This window comes from Winogradskyella schleiferi, from assembly GCF_013394655.1.
Lineage (GTDB): Bacteria > Bacteroidota > Bacteroidia > Flavobacteriales > Flavobacteriaceae > Winogradskyella > Winogradskyella schleiferi.
In genome coordinates this window covers 1,398,485-1,413,776 of sequence record NZ_CP053351.1, presented here as the reverse complement: position 1 = coordinate 1,413,776, position 15,292 = coordinate 1,398,485, and the positions used below count along the sequence as shown (strand labels likewise).

General features: G+C 34.2%; 18 protein-coding genes. 9 read left to right on the top strand and 9 right to left on the bottom strand.

Going from position 1 to position 15,292, the window contains the following annotated elements:
- Nucleotides 1–2: 2 nt before the first annotated feature.
- The 4 genes from HM990_RS06150 to HM990_RS06135 all read right to left on the bottom strand — a co-directional run bounded on the left by HM990_RS06150 (nt 3) and on the right by HM990_RS06135 (nt 2,832).
- On the bottom strand, nt 3–329 hold the full coding sequence (locus tag HM990_RS06150) for a DNA-directed RNA polymerase subunit omega (protein ID WP_178991867.1): 327 nt from the start codon (nt 327–329) through the stop codon (nt 3–5).
- Nucleotides 330–345: 16 nt separating this feature from the next.
- The gene (locus HM990_RS06145) at nt 346–1,146 is read right to left on the bottom strand and encodes an outer membrane protein assembly factor BamD (protein WP_229719394.1); all 801 of its coding nucleotides are present in this window, start codon (nt 1,144–1,146) and stop codon (nt 346–348) included.
- A gap of 283 nt (nt 1,147–1,429) precedes the next feature.
- A complete protein-coding gene (gene dapA, locus HM990_RS06140; RefSeq protein WP_178988086.1) occupies nt 1,430–2,314 on the bottom strand; it encodes a 4-hydroxy-tetrahydrodipicolinate synthase in 885 nt (294 codons plus the stop codon).
- Complete coding sequence (locus HM990_RS06135) at nt 2,314–2,832, bottom strand: DUF6913 domain-containing protein (RefSeq protein WP_178988085.1); 519 nt, start codon at nt 2,830–2,832, stop codon at nt 2,314–2,316. Before HM990_RS06135 ends, dapA begins: the two co-directional genes overlap by 1 nt.
- A 71-nt stretch (nt 2,833–2,903) precedes the next feature.
- Here HM990_RS06135 and HM990_RS06130 point away from each other — a divergent pair, with 71 nt between their 5' ends.
- Together HM990_RS06130 and HM990_RS06125 are read left to right on the top strand one after the other, a co-directional pair.
- The gene (locus HM990_RS06130; protein ID WP_178988084.1) at nt 2,904–3,662 is read left to right on the top strand and encodes a 5'-nucleotidase C-terminal domain-containing protein; all 759 of its coding nucleotides are present in this window, start codon (nt 2,904–2,906) and stop codon (nt 3,660–3,662) included.
- Between the two features lie 44 nt (nt 3,663–3,706).
- Nucleotides 3,707–4,621, top strand: coding sequence for a metallophosphatase (locus tag HM990_RS06125; RefSeq protein WP_178988083.1), 915 nt, complete (start codon nt 3,707–3,709; stop codon nt 4,619–4,621).
- A 49-nt stretch (nt 4,622–4,670) separates the two neighbouring features.
- On the opposite strand, the gene HM990_RS06120 is transcribed toward HM990_RS06125, so the two are convergent.
- The 4 genes from HM990_RS06120 to HM990_RS06105 form a co-directional block, all read right to left on the bottom strand.
- On the bottom strand, nt 4,671–5,408 hold the full coding sequence (locus tag HM990_RS06120; RefSeq protein WP_178988082.1) for a hypothetical protein: 738 nt from the start codon (nt 5,406–5,408) through the stop codon (nt 4,671–4,673).
- Nucleotides 5,409–5,511: 103 nt separating this feature from the next.
- A complete protein-coding gene (gene ligA / locus HM990_RS06115) occupies nt 5,512–7,506 on the bottom strand; it encodes an NAD-dependent DNA ligase LigA (protein ID WP_178988081.1) in 1,995 nt (664 codons plus the stop codon).
- Between the two features lie 67 nt (nt 7,507–7,573).
- Nucleotides 7,574–8,446: a peptide chain release factor N(5)-glutamine methyltransferase gene (prmC, locus tag HM990_RS06110; RefSeq protein ID WP_178988080.1), complete on the bottom strand. Its 873-nt coding sequence runs from the start codon at nt 8,444–8,446 to the stop codon at nt 7,574–7,576.
- A 2-nt stretch (nt 8,447–8,448) separates the two neighbouring features.
- Nucleotides 8,449–8,940 carry a GNAT family N-acetyltransferase gene (locus HM990_RS06105; protein WP_178988079.1) on the bottom strand — a complete coding sequence of 164 codons (492 nt, stop codon included), beginning with the start codon at nt 8,938–8,940 and terminating at the stop codon, nt 8,449–8,451.
- A 104-nt stretch (nt 8,941–9,044) separates the two neighbouring features.
- Between HM990_RS06105 and HM990_RS06100 the strand changes: the two genes are divergently transcribed.
- From HM990_RS06100 to HM990_RS06080, 5 genes are read left to right on the top strand one after another with little or no spacing between them, the layout of a single operon-like run.
- Nucleotides 9,045–9,503, top strand: a complete 459-nt coding sequence (locus HM990_RS06100) for an LEA type 2 family protein (RefSeq protein WP_229719393.1) — start codon at nt 9,045–9,047, stop codon at nt 9,501–9,503.
- Entirely contained in the window at nt 9,504–10,589 is a 1,086-nt protein-coding gene (ribD, locus tag HM990_RS06095; RefSeq protein WP_178988078.1) for a bifunctional diaminohydroxyphosphoribosylaminopyrimidine deaminase/5-amino-6-(5-phosphoribosylamino)uracil reductase RibD, read from the top strand.
- A 56-nt stretch (nt 10,590–10,645) separates the two neighbouring features.
- On the top strand, nt 10,646–11,287 hold the full coding sequence (locus HM990_RS06090) for an HAD family hydrolase (RefSeq protein ID WP_229719392.1): 642 nt from the start codon (nt 10,646–10,648) through the stop codon (nt 11,285–11,287).
- Nucleotides 11,284–12,135 (top strand): EamA family transporter, encoded by an 852-nt coding sequence (locus HM990_RS06085; RefSeq protein WP_178988077.1) that lies wholly within the window; start codon nt 11,284–11,286, stop codon nt 12,133–12,135. The genes HM990_RS06090 and HM990_RS06085 overlap by 4 nt, the downstream gene beginning before the upstream one ends.
- Complete coding sequence (locus HM990_RS06080) at nt 12,135–12,740, top strand: IMPACT family protein (protein WP_178988076.1); 606 nt, start codon at nt 12,135–12,137, stop codon at nt 12,738–12,740. Before HM990_RS06085 ends, HM990_RS06080 begins: the two co-directional genes overlap by 1 nt.
- Here the strand turns inward: HM990_RS06080 and HM990_RS06075 are convergent.
- Complete coding sequence (locus HM990_RS06075; protein WP_178988075.1) at nt 12,735–13,142, bottom strand: acyl-CoA thioesterase; 408 nt, start codon at nt 13,140–13,142, stop codon at nt 12,735–12,737. The genes HM990_RS06080 and HM990_RS06075 overlap by 6 nt on opposite strands.
- 198 nt (nt 13,143–13,340) lie before the next feature.
- Here HM990_RS06075 and dnaA point away from each other — a divergent pair, with 198 nt between their 5' ends.
- The gene (dnaA, locus tag HM990_RS06070) at nt 13,341–14,768 is read left to right on the top strand and encodes a chromosomal replication initiator protein DnaA (protein ID WP_178988074.1); all 1,428 of its coding nucleotides are present in this window, start codon (nt 13,341–13,343) and stop codon (nt 14,766–14,768) included.
- A 12-nt stretch (nt 14,769–14,780) separates the two neighbouring features.
- Entirely contained in the window at nt 14,781–15,245 is a 465-nt protein-coding gene (locus HM990_RS06065) for a low molecular weight protein-tyrosine-phosphatase (RefSeq protein ID WP_178988073.1), read from the top strand.
- The last annotated feature ends 47 nt before the right edge of the window (nt 15,246–15,292 follow it).

The window sequence follows — 15,292 nt, the reverse complement described above, 5'->3', positions numbered from 1 at the left end:
GTTTATGGCTGAGGATCATCCGTATTTCTATGATAAATTTTATCATCCAACCATTCTTTAACTGCTAAAGAGTGTGGTTTAGGTAATTTCTCGTAAAATTTGGACACTTCAATTTGTTCTTTGTTTTCGAAAATTTCCTCCAAACTATCGTTGTAGGTTGCAAACTCTTCAAGCTTGTCAATTAACTCACGTCTTATGTCTGTATTGATCTGCTCTGCACGTCTAGAAATTACAGAAATCGCTTCATAGATATTATCCGTTGGCGCATCAATTTCATTTCTGTTGTAAGTAATTGTACTTACTGGTGCATCTGTCTTTTTTAAATCCATCATAATAATATAATGTTTAACTTTTAGTAGTAAACGTATTTAATTCTTGTTGTAATTGTTCTTTTAACACTGTAGCTTCTTCCAAATGTTCAGAATTCGGATAGCCTTTTTTTAGAGCTTCATAATAACCTAAAGCCTCTTTTAATCTTTCTTCCTTTAGATAATTCACACTTAAAATGGCAAGATTGTAAGCCGCCTCAAATCTATAATAAAAGGCTTCTCCTCTTAAAGATGCGCCTGGAAATTCCAATAAAAAATTATTAAATGATTTTATTGACGCTTTATAATCTGAGATTAAACCGTATTGTTTTGCTATTTCAAATGATTTTTTCTCCAGTTTGAAATCTAATTCCTTTACCAACGTATTTGCTTCTGGCAAATATGGTGAATTAGGATACTCATTTATAAACAACTGTAATTTTTCAATGGCTTCGACCGTTTCCTTCTGCTCTTTAGAATATACAGGCGAATTAAAATAATAACCTTTAGCAGCTAAAAATGAAGCTTCTTCAGCTTTTTCACTCTGAGGATAAATGTCCGTAAATTTACCTAAGTGATAACTTGCAATGTAGTAATCTCCCAAATGGTAGGAACACATGGCGTGGATATAGGTCAATTTTTCGGCCTGTGGTTTCCCTCTGTATTGCTGAAGAATTTGATCCGCCAACCTAAACGATTTTTTGTACTTTCCTGCGTCGTATAATTCAGTTGCCATTTCAAACTTTGCAGCTGTATCATCAGATTTTAATGTTTTCTGAAATTCGCTACAAGAAACAAATAGAATACTGATAAATAGTATGTAAAGTCCTTTTTTCATAAATTTTAAACAGGATGCAAAAGTAAGCATTATTAACGGATTTTAAAAACAATTATTGTTGAACTCATCTGGACCTATTCTATTCCCTAAAAAATGCTTAAAATCCGCTCATATTTTAGCTATTTTATTACGCGTAGCGATGCGATGCCTTTCAAAAGTTGCCTCATTTGAGCACATTTTATATCTTCCGTAGCTTTCGGGATCGGCTGAATACAAAATGTCAGATGAAGTTCACCGCTAAATTAAGAGATGTTATGATGTGGAAAACCTATTTATATAAAGTTTAACTTTTACCTAAAGTTTTTAGCTCAGATTTGATCCTTTCTTTTAGTTGATTTGTAGCTTCAACCAATGGTAAACGCACATGTGATTTAGAAATTCCCAATGCCGACAACACAGCTTTGATACCAGAAGGATTATTTTCTGAAAATATCATTCCTGTAATTGGCATTAACTTAAAATGAATATCATAGGCTTCCTTCGCTTTACGTGCGATACCTAATCTTATCATTTCAGAAAATTCCTTTGGCAGTGCTTGCCCAATTACAGAAATCACACCAGAACCTCCAGCTAATGCTACACCTAAAGCTAAATCATCATCTCCAGATAAGATTAAAAAATCTTTGGGTTTGGTTCTCAATAATTCTAAATATTGGTGCACATTATTACCTGCTTCCTTTACAGCAACGATATTTTCGAAATCTTTTGCTAATCGCAACGTGGTTTCTGGCAACATATTAGATGATGTTCTACCAGGAACGTTATATAAAATAATCGGTTTTGGCGATACTTCCGCAATAGCTTTAAAATGTTGATAAATGCCTTCCTGTGTTGGTTTGCTGTAATATGGAGATACCGATAAAATTCCATCTATGGCTGAAAAGTCCGTGGCTTTAATTTCACTGACCACATTTGCTGTATTGTTACCTCCAATGCCCAAAACCAATGGCAATCGTCCTTTATTTACTTTAGCAATAAAGGTGATCAATTCCTTTTTTTCTTCAGGAGTAACCGTTACACTTTCGCCTGTAGTTCCACTTATCACTAAATAATCGGTTCCGTTTGCTATATTATATTCCACTAAACGCTCCAAAGCATCAAAATCTATACTTAAATCTGCGTTAAATGGAGTAATCAATGCTACGCCTGTTCCTATAAATTTGGTCATTATATTTTTTTTAGAATGTTTAAATATTTTTTCAATTCTTGTTTAAAAATATTGATATCCTTTAGTTCAACATCAATAATTAAATCGTAAAAGCGATCATGTTCTGCTGATATACCCACTTTTAAATTAGCTTTGGATGCGGCCGTTATGAGATCCAATTGTAAAACTGGATTTTTAAAAAAGCAAACCAACATATCATAAGGTTCATTTATAAACGCTTCTAGATCCAGGTTTTTTATTTTTCCGTTCCAACCGAAATCCTTTGGGCTAAAATGAGCGTTCCATTTATTATGTTCCAATTTATCGTCCATAGTAAACGCCACAATTTTGTGCTTTGGAGACGTTAAATTCAATGCTTTGAAATATACCCTAAACACTTCAAATTCATGAAATTCACTAGCATTAAGCAATACCGCAACCGTCTTAATTTTAGTGTTGTTTACAGAAGGTTGACGCTCAGCCAACAATTTGTTGACATATTTTCGATTTGATTTTTCCTTAAATGCTTTTAAAATCATTTATCTTTAGCCTTTGTGCAAATTTAACAAAAGCACCCATATTTTAATATAAACTCCTTATAAGTTATTCAATGACTATTAAACATGTATTGAAACTCTGTTTTTTACTGCTCATCTTTTCTTGTGCATCGACAGAAATATCGAAAATCGAAGCTAAAAGAATTGATATAGACGAAAACATAAATCCCGATCAAACGGTTGAAAATTTTATTAAACCTTATAGAGAGCACATCAATAAAAATATGGATAGCATCATTTCGTATGCTCCAGAAAGCTATTCTAAATCTGATGGCGACTACAACACAACCATCGGAAATTTTATGGCAGATGCCATTTTTGAAGAAGGAAATCCAATTTTCAATAAGCGCACAGGAAACACTATTGATTTTGTACTGTTTAATCATGGCGGTATTCGTTCCACGATATCAAAAGGAAACGTTACTATTAGAACGGCTTACCAAGTTATGCCGTTTGAAAACTCTACAGTTGTGGTAAGTTTAAAAGGAACTCAAGTCAATAAGATGATAGAATATCTATCAAAAGCAAAACGTGCGCATCCTGTTTCGCACCAATTTCAATTGATATTGGATAAAAATGACAATGTTAAATCTGCAACTGTCCATGGAGAACCAATTGACGAATCGAAAACCTATTATGTGGCCACAAATGATTATCTCTACAATGGTGGTGATGGCATGGACTTCTTTCATCCCAATGAAGGTTTAGATGTATTGAATTATAAAATAAGAGATGTTTTAATTGATAATTTCAGGAAGAAAGACACCTTAAACCCTAAACGTGATAACCGTTTTATTCAACTAAAAGACTAACAGAAAAAATTTCCCATTTGGTGAAAATGAAAATTAAATTCTAAATGAAAAGAAGACAATTTATACAAAAATCAACTGCAGCAACCGTTTTAGCCAGTGTTGGTGGACTGAGCTTACAATCTTTTAGCCCTTCTAAAACAAAGAAAATAACCATTCTACATACCAATGACGTGCACAGCCATATTGATCCATTTGGACCAGATGATAGCAGAAATGCCAACAAAGGTGGTGTCGCACGACGAGCTACTTTGGTAGAATCGATTAGACAAGAGAATCCGAATACCTTGTTATTGGATGCTGGAGATATTTTTCAAGGCACTCCTTATTTTAATTATTATGGCGGTGAATTAGAGTTTAAACTAATGAGTATGCTAAAATATGATTTAGCCACTATTGGTAATCACGATTTTGATAATGGTATTGACGGACTATATGCCCAAATGCCGCATGCTGATTTCGAATTTGTTTCTGCCAATTACGATTTCTCAAATACGTTAATGGATACGCATGTGAAGCCTTATAAAATTATCATTAAGGATGGTATTAAAATCGGGATTTTTGGTTTAGGCGTTAAACTTGAAGGCCTGGTAGATAAAAACCTGTATAAGGAAACCGTTTACCAGGACCCAATTGCAAAAGCACAAGATATGTCCCGACTTTTAAAAGAAGAGCAAGCTTGTGATTTGGTTATATGCTTGAGTCATATAGGTTATTACTACAAGAATATGCCAGATAGAGTAAGTGACATTAATTTAGCACGTGCCACAAAAGATATCGACTTAATCATTGGTGGCCACACACATACCTTTTTACCAAAACCAACCATAGAAAAAAATAGTATTGGCAAAAATGTATTGGTCAATCAAGTTGGTGCATATGGTTTATATCTTGGGAAAGTTGATTTCTATTTTGAACCTGGAAAAAAGGTGAAAGCTGATGGTGTTTCTATTATTGTTTAGACCGTTTTTTTGATTGCAAAAATAAGTTTGCTTGCTATATTAGTCTATTTTAAACCTCCAATGGCTCATCTGAATAAGCCTCAACAGGATCGGTAACCTTATGCTGTGATTGCATGTAGAAAAAGACAAATGCCACTACTAATAATATTGAATAAACAAAACCTAAACTATCATCAGGCAAAATATAGAAATAGGCGAGTTGAATGATTTCTGAAAATACCATAAAGATAGCCCCAATTAAAAACAGCATTGACTTGTTGTTATTTCGGTACATATAGTTAATTAATGCCAATGACAACAAGGTCATTATAACAGCGTTATACGTATATTCCAAACCGTATTGATAATAAGAGAACTTACCTTCTGTCGTATTTGAAATTAACGAAACACAAAACACATCCAATACAATCAGTACTATAATAGGTATGGTGAGTTCAGAGAATACCGTTTTTAAGTTTAATTGTTTTAACATCTTAAAAATAAGTACAGCATAAGAAATTATATATAGTATATTCGCTGCATAGTATAAATAATCAATTTGGCCTTCCTCAATTTCTGGCACAAACCATGCTATATAACTTAAAATTTGAGCCAAAGAGAAGGTAATTAAAAACAAAAGGAATAACTTGGATTTATGCTTAGTCCAGCCAATGTAAAGCCAAGTAAGCATAACCAACATCAATGCACTTAAAGCTGCGCCTTCAACTTCTAAAGCAAAACCTTGAAGTAAAATGTAAACAACTCCGAGTAGCAATAATACTACTTTTAAAATTTTATTTACTAACATTAATTAATCCCTTATTAACGGTAGCAAATATAATCATTTTTTCTACACTTTAACGTTAAAATTGTGTATTTCGTCGAATAAAGTTCTATTTTTATGTAGGAATTTATTTCAATTTTGCCAAAAACCCCATTTCAGTCAGTATTGGAATATTCAAATTTTCTGCCTTGGTTCGCTTACTTGGTCCCATATTATCACCAGCAACGACATAAGATGTTTTAGATGAGATAGACGAGGATACTTTTCCGCCATTATCTTCTATCAGTTTTTTAAGTTCGTTACGAGATATGGTTTCAAACACACCTGAAACGACGAAGGTTTGTCCTTTTAACTTATCGGTTTGGTTGGCTAATTTTTCTGCTGAAATTTCCAGCTGAACACCAAATGATTTTAAGCGCGCTATTATTTGCTTGTTTTCTTCTGAACTAAAAAATTCCACTACACTTTCTGCTATCCGCTCTCCTATTTCATCAACGGTAACCAAATCCAACGTTGACGCAAACATTAAAGCATCAATGGATTTGTAGTGTTTTGCCAGTTTTTTGGCAACCGTTTCGCCAACATACCGAATTCCCAATGCAAATAACACACGCTCAAACGGAATTTGTTTTGACGCTTCAATACCATTAATTAAGTTCTCGGCACTTTTTTCTGCCATTCGCTCTAACGGAATGACTTGTTCAACGGTCAATTCATATAAATCTGAATAATTAGTAATCAAACCTTCCTTAACTAATAAAGCTACGGTTTCGCCACCCAAACCATCAATATCCATCGCCTTTCTGGATATGTAATGTTGAATCCTACCAACTACCTGTGGTGGGCAGCCATTATAATTAGGACAATAATGTTTCGCTTCACCCTCTAGCCTAACGAGCTGTGTTTCACATTCTGGACAATGGGTAATATATTGTGTGGGTTGAGAATGTTCGGGACGTTTAGCTAAATCTACCGCAATGATCTTCGGAATTATTTCTCCTCCTTTTTCAACAAATACCTCATCGCCTTCCCTAATATCCAACTTTTCAATTTGGTCTGCATTATGAAGTGAGGCTCGTTTTACAATAGTACCAGCCAATTGCACAGGTTCTAAATTGGCTACTGGTGTTATCGCTCCTGTTCTCCCAACCTGATAGGTTATTTCGTTTAATCGTGTGGAAACTTGTTCGGCCTTAAACTTATAGGCCATTGCCCAACGAGGTGCTTTTGAGGTAAAACCCAATTCATCTTGTTGGTATAGATTATTGACCTTAACCACTACGCCATCAATTTCGTAAGGTAGATTGTGTCTATGCTCATCCCAATAATTTATGTATTCTAAAACCGCATCAATCGATTTTACCAATTTAGCTTCAGGGGGCACCTTAAATCCCCAGGCTCTTGCTTTTTCAAGTCCTTCATATTGGGATTCAATAGTTAAGTTATTCCCTTTTATACTATACATTAAAAACTCCAACGGTCTTCTGGCCACCTCAGCGCTATCTTGCAATTTTAAACTTCCCGATGCTGTATTTCTCGGATTTCGGTAAGGTTCCTCATCATTGGCAATACGATCTTCGTTCATTTTTAAAAAGCCTTCAATGGGCAGAATAACCTCTCCTCTTATATCAAACCGTTCGGGATATTCGCCTTTTAACTGTAATGGAACGGTATTTATGGTTTTTATATTTGCTGTAACTTCATCACCTTGCACACCATCGCCTCGCGTGACTGCTCTTAATAATTTTCCATTCTCGTAAGTAATATTCATGGAAGCGCCATCGTATTTCAGCTCGCAAGTATAATTGACCTCACCATCGACCATTTTTTTAATTCTAGTTTCCCAATCCAACAAATCTTCTTTGGAATAGGAATTGTCCAAGGAATACATTCTAAAATCGTGAACCGTTGTTTTAAAATTCTTGGTAATGGCACCACCTACGCGTTGTGTTGGCGAATTGGCATCGAAAAACTCAGGATGCTGCTCTTCTAAGGTTTGAAGTTCTTTTAATTTAATATCGAAATCGTAATCGCTAATCGTCGGCTCATCTAAAATATAGTAATTGTAGTTGTGCTGGCGTAGTTCTTCTCTTAGGATTTCTATTCTTTGTTCTATCGTCATATTCAGTATAAATAAATATTGCTTTTCATATTCGATTCTTTATCAAAAAAAAAATCTCTTAATTGCTTTAGAAGCGTTTACCTTTCAAAATTCTATAATTTCCATTCAAATCCTTAATTAAATCAACATCTCGAAAATCAGCATCAATTAATAATTCTCTAGTTTCCTCTCCAAGATATTGATTAATTTCAAAATATAACCGGCCATTTTCTTTTAGATTTTTTAAAGCAAAGTTGGTAATCGCTTTATAAAACACTAATGGATTATTATCTTCTACAAACAAAGCCAAATGCGGTTCGTTATCTAAAACGTTAGGTTTTATCTCTTGTTTTTCAAGTTCTCTAACATAAGGCGGATTGGATACAATAATATCATAAGTGGATTGCGCATCAAGTGCGGAATGACAAATTTCATTTAATATGTTCGCTTCGATGAATCTGATATTTACATTATTTAGTTTTGCATTTTCTTTTGCCACACTTAAAGCCTCTTTGCTTATATCTAAAGCATATACATCAGCATTTGGCAAATTTTTAGCCAAAGAAATGGCAATACAACCAGAGCCAGTTCCAATATCCAAGATCTTAATTTGAGATTTTTCGCTTCGCTCTGAATGACATTTAATAATTAAATCGACCAATTCTTCCGTTTCAGGTCTTGGAATCAGCACGTGCTCATTCACTTTAAAAGGCAATCCGTAGAATTCCGTTTCCCTTAATATATATTGTATCGGTTTTTGCTGTTTTAATTCTTCCAAAACCGTAAAAAACGTATCGGTTTCAGGTTTTGTGATTGTAAATTCTGGTTCTAAGGTCATTTGAATTCTGGGTACATTTAGATAATGTTCCGTACACAAATAGAAAAAACTATTTACTTCGTCCTTGCCATAAATAGCATCTAATTCTTTATGATATATATTTTGAAGGTCTAATAATTTCACAACTATAAATCTTTTAACATCCAAACCGTACAAGAATAATGACCTGTATTTCCCATGGGCTTCTCTATACTTTTAAAACCTACTTTACTATATAATTTACGCGCATCGTTCATATAAGGCAAGGTTTCTAAATAACATTGACCAAAACCAGCTTGCTTTGCAAAATCAAGACATTTTTCCATCATTTCAGTTCCCAAACCTTTTCCCCTAGCTTCTGGCATAAAATACATTTTCTGTAATTCGCAAACATTACCATCGTAATTATCTAAAGGCGCAATTCCTGCACCTCCAATAATGTCATCATTTTTTTCCACTACAAAATAAACCATATTAGTTTCGCCATAAGTTTCCGTCATGCGATCTAAAGCGACATCTTCATAAGCCGTTCCAACTTTTGGCGCTCCCATTTCTACTAAAACGGAACGAATGGCCTTGGCAATTTTAGGGTTGTCCTTGGCTTCAATTTCTCGAATAACAATAGTATCTTTACGCACCGATTTAATTTTAAAATTTTTTGGTCGCTTCGACTACGCTCAGCGACCACAACTAAAAAATGACATCTTCCTTCAATTCCAAAAATACATATAAAAACAAATTAATGGTTATAAGATTCTTAATGTTTTTCCTAACTTTTACAGTACTTTTCAACTGTTCGGTAACCGAAAAACCCGAATTTGTTAAACTCGATAATATTCAAGTCGTTGACTCTAACTCTAAAAATATAACGCTCAAAGCGGATGCTTTTTTCCTTAATAAAAATGATGTTGGTGGTACCTTAAAAACTGATGACTTAAAAGTTTACATTAATGAGCTGGAAGTCGCTTCTGTGATGTCTGATGAATTTGATGTACCAAAAAGAGAAAATTTCACAATTCCACTCACTGTAAACGTACCAACCGATAGCATTATCTCTGATAAAAACCTTGGAAGTTTATTAGGCAGTTTACTTTCCCAAAGTCTAAAAGTGCACTATAAAGGCGAAATAAAATATAGAATTATGGGTTATTCCTCAACATATACGGTTGATGAAATCCAGGATGTAAAACTAAAACTCTAATTGACAATACACGAAACCTACATAAAACGCTGTTTGCAAATTGCCAATAACGGATTGGGCAGCACAAGACCAAATCCTATGGTTGGTGCTGTGATTATTTATCAGGATTCAATTATTGGCGAAGGATTTACCAGTGCATATGGTGGCTATCATGCCGAAGTGAATGCCATAAATTCAGTGAAGGACAAAACGCTTTTAGCAAAAAGCACACTTTACGTCACATTGGAACCCTGTAGTCATTTTGGAAAAACACCACCTTGTAGCGATTTAATTTTAGCACATAAAATTCCGAATGTAGTTATTGGCTGTGTGGATGATAATCCTGAAGTTTCCGGAAAAGGTATTGCTAAGCTCAAAGCTTCAGGATGCCATGTAATTGTAGGTGTTTTGAAAGAAGCATGTAAAAATCACCACAAACGTTTTTTTACCTATCACAATAAAAAGCGTCCTTATATTATATTGAAATGGGCTGAAACTGCCAATGGATTTATGGCACCTATTCATAAGGACGAAAAAAAGCCGGTTTGGATTACCAACAAATATTCGCGTCAGCTAGTCCATAAGTGGCGCGCAGAAGAACAAGCGATTTTAGTGGGCACTAATACAGTTATTGAGGACAATCCGAGTTTAACGGTTCGGGATTGGACTGGCAATAACCCGACTAGAGTAGTTTTAGATAAGGATTTGAAGCTGGACAAAGATTACTCTGTGTTTAGCGATGAAGCCGAAACGATTGTTTTAAGCTCGAAGTTGGAAGCACGAAGCATGAAGAATATTGAAGGAAGACAGATGCCCGAAGTCGGAAGATGGAATAATTGTAATTTGGAATTTATCGATTGGAATTTGAAGAATTCAATTGCAAAACAAATTGTTACCACTTTATACAAGAGGAATATTAACTCTGTAATTATTGAAGGTGGCGCAAAAACGCTTCAAACTTTTATTGATGAACATCTTTGGGATGAAGCAAGGATTTTTAAAGGTCATGCTGAATTTGATGAAGGTGTAAAAGCACCAAAATTAAATGGGCGATTGATTTCTGAAATAAGGATTTTAGATGATAAACTAAAGATTCTCAGACCATGACCGAGCTGGTTTAAAAAGCCCAGCAGGTTTCTAAAGCTTATATAACTAACTAAAAAATGAGATTCCCAATTTCTTGGGAAATGAATATGATAAAAACACTAATTTTCGATTTTGGCGATGTATTTATCAACTTGGACAAACAAGGTGCGATGAAAAACGCTTTGGAATTGTTTCAACTTGAAACTTTCGAAGCGGATATGATAAAAACCAATGAACTCTATGAGGTTGGAAAGATTTCAACTTCAAAATTTATTCAGTTTTATAGCAGTAAATTTTCAGATCTGAATGAAACTGAAATTATTGAGGCTTGGAATTATATCCTTAAAGATTTTCCAGAACACAGGTTAGAATTCATTAAAAATTTAGCACAACAAAAAGAATACAAACTCATATTATTGAGTAATACCAATGATATGCACATTGATTTCATAAAGCAGAATATTTCATTTTTTGATGAGTTTCAAGACTGTTTTGACGCCTTTTATTTGTCACAAGAAATTAACCTAAGAAAACCAAATAAGGATATTTTTGAATTCGTGTTAAAAGAAAATGACCTTATCGCCAATGAATGCCTTTTTATTGATGACACCAAAGACAATACCGATACTGCTGATGCCATGGGTTTCCACACCTGGAATATCGATGAAACCACAGAAGATGTAGTCACACTATTTGAAACAAAAAACGAGTTCTTTTGATTTATCTACTTATCAGTATTTTATCGTCTACAGCTATTTTTGTAGTATTTAAGTTGTTGAAAAAAAATAACATCAACACCTTACATGCTATTGTTGTTAACTATTTTACAGCTTGCTTTTGTGGCTACCTACTTTATAAAGGAGCAATTGTTCCATCAGAAATCATACAATCAAATTGGTTTGTAGCAGCTATAATGCTCGGCTTTTTGTTTATTGCCATATTTAATGTGATGGCTTTGACAGCTCAAAAAAACGGCTTATCAGTCGCTTCCGTTGCCAGTAAAATGAGCGTCATTATCCCTATCGTATTTGGTATTTTAGTGTTTAATGAAAGTGTTGGTTTTCAAAAAATCACTGGGATTATCATTGCCTTAGTTGCTGTTTATCTAACCTCCGTAAAACAAAAAGGAAATGTTGTAATTACACAATCTATCTACTTACCTATTATTCTGTTTTTGGGTTCAGGAATTATAGATACGTCTATAAATTATTTTGCGCCAAACGATAACATTCCCCTATTCTCAGCTACTATTTTTGCTATGGCTGCAATAATTGGTGTAATTCTTTCAATAGGAAAAGGGATTGAATCTAAAAGTCCCTATAAACTCAATGTAATTCCGTTCGGAATCGTTTTAGGTATTGTAAACTATGGTTCGATTCATTTTTTGCTGATGGCACTACGCGTTGAAAACACAGAAAGCTCAACCTTATTTACCATTAATCATATTGGGATTTTGGCACTTTCTACATTAATTGGATTGGTGCTGTTTAAAGAAAAAATCTCTAAAATGAACTGGATCGGAATTATCTTGGCGCTAATTTCAATTCTATTAGTCACATTATCATAATGGAAAACGATATTTACAAAACAATTACAAAACCAGCGCAAGGCGAATTGTTTAAGGACAAAAACAGCAAATTCTTTGGTTTTGCATTTCCTGTAAGCAACGAAGAGCAAATTAAACAACACCTAGAAGATTTAAAAAAAGAACATTATGCTGCTAGACATTGGTGTTACGCCTACCAAATAGGAACCGAATCAATTCAATACAGAGCAAATGATGACGGCGAGCCGAATAATTCTGCAGGCATGCCAATTTACGGACAGATTCAATCTTTTGAAGTGACCAACATCTTAATTGTTGTGATTCGTTATTATGGCGGCGTAAAATTAGGCGTCGGAGGACTAATAAATGCTTATCGAACTGCAGCACAATTGGCAATGGAAGCTTCAAAAATTGTTGAACGAACAATCAACAAAGACTATCAGCTCAAATTTGAATATAAAAACATGAGCAAAGTAATGCGATTATTGAAAGAAAACGACGTTGAAATCATAGATCAAACCTTAGAATTAAATTGCCTGTTAGAAATATCTGTCAGAAAAAACCACAGTTCTAAACTATTTGATTTGTTCGAACAATTTTTCGGTGTTGACATCAAAGAATTATAACGAATATTTTTGCAGTTGGTCTAAAAGATATTTTGGACATCGCGTAGGTCTATTCTTCTTTACGTCAATAAATGCTAAAATTGTGCTTCCAGTTGCCAATAAATCATCAGATTGATTATGTAATTCGTACTCAAATTCTATAGAAGCAGTTGGCATCTTTTTGAGTGTGGTTTTTACTTTAAGCACATCGTCATAACGTGCTGAATTTTTGTAGTTTATCGCGAGTGAAATTACAGGCAGCATTATACCATTGGCTTCCATCCCACTGTAACTCAGTCCAAACTCACGTAACCACTCAGTTCTACCTACCTCGAAATACACCGCGTAATTGGCGTGATACACAACTCCCATCTGGTCTGTCTCGCCATAGCGAACTCTTATTTTTGTTTCATTAAATTTCATTTATATACGTTTGTTTAGATATAATTTTGTAATTTTCAGATGTTTTAAACATGAGGAAAAAAATCTAAAGATTCTATGAAATAAGATTTTTTTTTTAAGAATTTTGTTCACATATTTGTCCTGTTGAAAACTACAAGAGAATCCCTTTTCTCTTTTTTTTTGCTAATCGAACTAACAACAAAAAATTTAACTTAACGAATGGAGATCACAGCGCAATCTGTATGGAGTAATTGTCTCGCTTTTATAAAAGATAATATACAACCACAAGCCTATAAAACTTGGTTTGAACCTATAGACGCAGTGAAGCTCTCTGGTAATGCTTTAAGTATTCAAGTGCCTAGTAAATTTTTCTATGAGTGGTTAGAAGAGCATTATGTTAAAATCTTGAAGGTTTCACTGACTAAAGAGTTAGGGGAAGATGCTAAATTGGTGTACGTTATTAAAATGGAAAACACTTATGGCAACAAACAACCTTTTACAGAGAAAATACCCAGTTCAAATCGTTCTGCCGTAAAATCGCAAGATGTTGATGTACCCTTCAACAATAAAAGTCCTGAATTAAAAAATCCTTTTATTATTCCTGGAATCAGAAATGTTAAGATTGAATCTCAACTTAACCCAAGTTACAGTTTTGAGAACTTCCTTGAGGGAGACTCTAACCGACTAGCCAGAAACGCAGGAATCGCTGTCGCTAATAAACCTGGAGGAACGTCTTTTAATCCCTTATTAATTTTTGGAGGTGTTGGTTTAGGAAAAACGCATTTGGCGCATGCAATTGGTGTTGACATAAAAGATAAATATCCTGAAAAGACTGTCTTATATATTTCTGCAGAGAAATTCACACAACAATATATTGATTCCGTTAAAAAGAACAATAGAAATGATTTTATACACTTCTATCAAATTATAGATGTACTTATTATTGATGATGTACAGTTCTTATCGGGTAAAACAGGAACACAAGATGTGTTCTTCCATATTTTCAACCATTTGCACCAAAATGGAAAGCAGGTTATTTTAACGAGTGACAAAGCGCCTGTTGACATGCAAGATATAGAGCAACGCTTGTTATCACGTTTTAAATGGGGACTTTCTGCCGAACTGCAAACGCCCGATTTTGAAACCAGAGTTTCAATCTTAAAGAATAAACTTTACCGAGATGGTGTGGAAATGCCTGAAGACATTATAGAATATGTGGCAAAGCATATCAAAACCAATGTAAGGGAACTGGAAGGTGCCATTATTTCATTAATTGCTCAATCGTCTTTCAATAAAAAAGAAATCACTATTAATCTAGCCAAAGACATTGTAGAGAAGTTTGTTAAGAACACCAAACGTGAAGTATCTATAGACTACATTCAGAAAGTGGTTTCAGATTATTTTCAAATGGATGTGAATACCCTTCAATCTAAAACTCGAAAACGTCATATTGTACAGGCAAGACAATTAGCCATGTTTTTTGCTAAAAAATACACCAAAGCTTCTTTGGCCAGTATTGGTTCTCAAATTGGACAACGCGATCATGCGACCGTATTACACGCTTGTAAAACCGTTGACAATTTATCTTCAACAGATAAGCAATTTAGAAAATATGTTGAAGACCTATCCAAAAAGTTAGCACTATAATTACCGTTTATTATGACACGTATCTTAATGGTATGTTTAGGGAATATTTGCCGTTCGCCTTTAGCTCACGGTATTATGCAATCTAAACTTCCCGAAGCGCATTTTTATGTCGATTCTGCAGGCACAGGAGCTTACCATATAGGAAACACTCCTGATAAACGCTCTATTTCAGTTGCTAAAAAGTACGGCTTGGATATCAGCACACAATCTGCAAGACAATTTAAAGTATCAGATTTTGATACTTTCGATTATATCTATGCTATGGATCAATCTAATTATACCGATATTATCAGTTTAGCTAGAAATAATAATGATATCGGAAAAGTAAAATTATTCCTTGAAGCCAATGCTTCTATCCAGAATAAAAATATGCCAGATCCTTATTATGGCGACCAAAGTGATTTTGAATACGTTTACAAGCTTGTAGATGAGACTTGCTCCATATTAGCAAAAAAATTAAACGGCCTCAAAAACTAAAGCAAGAGATATCTCGCTGTGTAAAGGTCTTTTTTTGTAAATTAGTA

Excerpts from the sequence above, each read along its gene's own strand:
- HM990_RS06145 (WP_229719394.1), bottom strand. The coding sequence starts at position 1,146 with ATGAAAAAAGGACTTTACATACTATTTATCAGTATTCTATTTGTTTCT.
- HM990_RS06135 (WP_178988085.1), bottom strand. The coding sequence starts at position 2,832 with ATGATTTTAAAAGCATTTAAGGAAAAATCAAATCGAAAATATGTCAAC.
- ligA (WP_178988081.1), bottom strand. The coding sequence starts at position 7,506 with ATGACGATAGAACAAAGAATAGAAATCCTAAGAGAAGAACTACGCCAG.
- dapA (WP_178988086.1), bottom strand. The coding sequence starts at position 2,314 with ATGACCAAATTTATAGGAACAGGCGTAGCATTGATTACTCCATTTAAC.
- HM990_RS06150 (WP_178991867.1), bottom strand. The coding sequence starts at position 329 with ATGGATTTAAAAAAGACAGATGCACCAGTAAGTACAATTACTTACAAC.
- HM990_RS06120 (WP_178988082.1), bottom strand. The coding sequence starts at position 5,408 with ATGTTAGTAAATAAAATTTTAAAAGTAGTATTATTGCTACTCGGAGTT.
- HM990_RS06130 (WP_178988084.1), top strand. The coding sequence starts at position 2,904 with ATGACTATTAAACATGTATTGAAACTCTGTTTTTTACTGCTCATCTTT.
- HM990_RS06075 (WP_178988075.1), bottom strand. The coding sequence starts at position 13,142 with ATGAAATTTAATGAAACAAAAATAAGAGTTCGCTATGGCGAGACAGAC.
- HM990_RS06090 (WP_229719392.1), top strand. The coding sequence starts at position 10,646 with ATGAGATTCCCAATTTCTTGGGAAATGAATATGATAAAAACACTAATT.
- HM990_RS06080 (WP_178988076.1), top strand. The coding sequence starts at position 12,135 with ATGGAAAACGATATTTACAAAACAATTACAAAACCAGCGCAAGGCGAA.
- HM990_RS06100 (WP_229719393.1), top strand. The coding sequence starts at position 9,045 with ATGGTTATAAGATTCTTAATGTTTTTCCTAACTTTTACAGTACTTTTC.
- dnaA (WP_178988074.1), top strand. The coding sequence starts at position 13,341 with ATGGAGATCACAGCGCAATCTGTATGGAGTAATTGTCTCGCTTTTATA.
- HM990_RS06065 (WP_178988073.1), top strand. The coding sequence starts at position 14,781 with ATGACACGTATCTTAATGGTATGTTTAGGGAATATTTGCCGTTCGCCT.
- HM990_RS06125 (WP_178988083.1), top strand. The coding sequence starts at position 3,707 with ATGAAAAGAAGACAATTTATACAAAAATCAACTGCAGCAACCGTTTTA.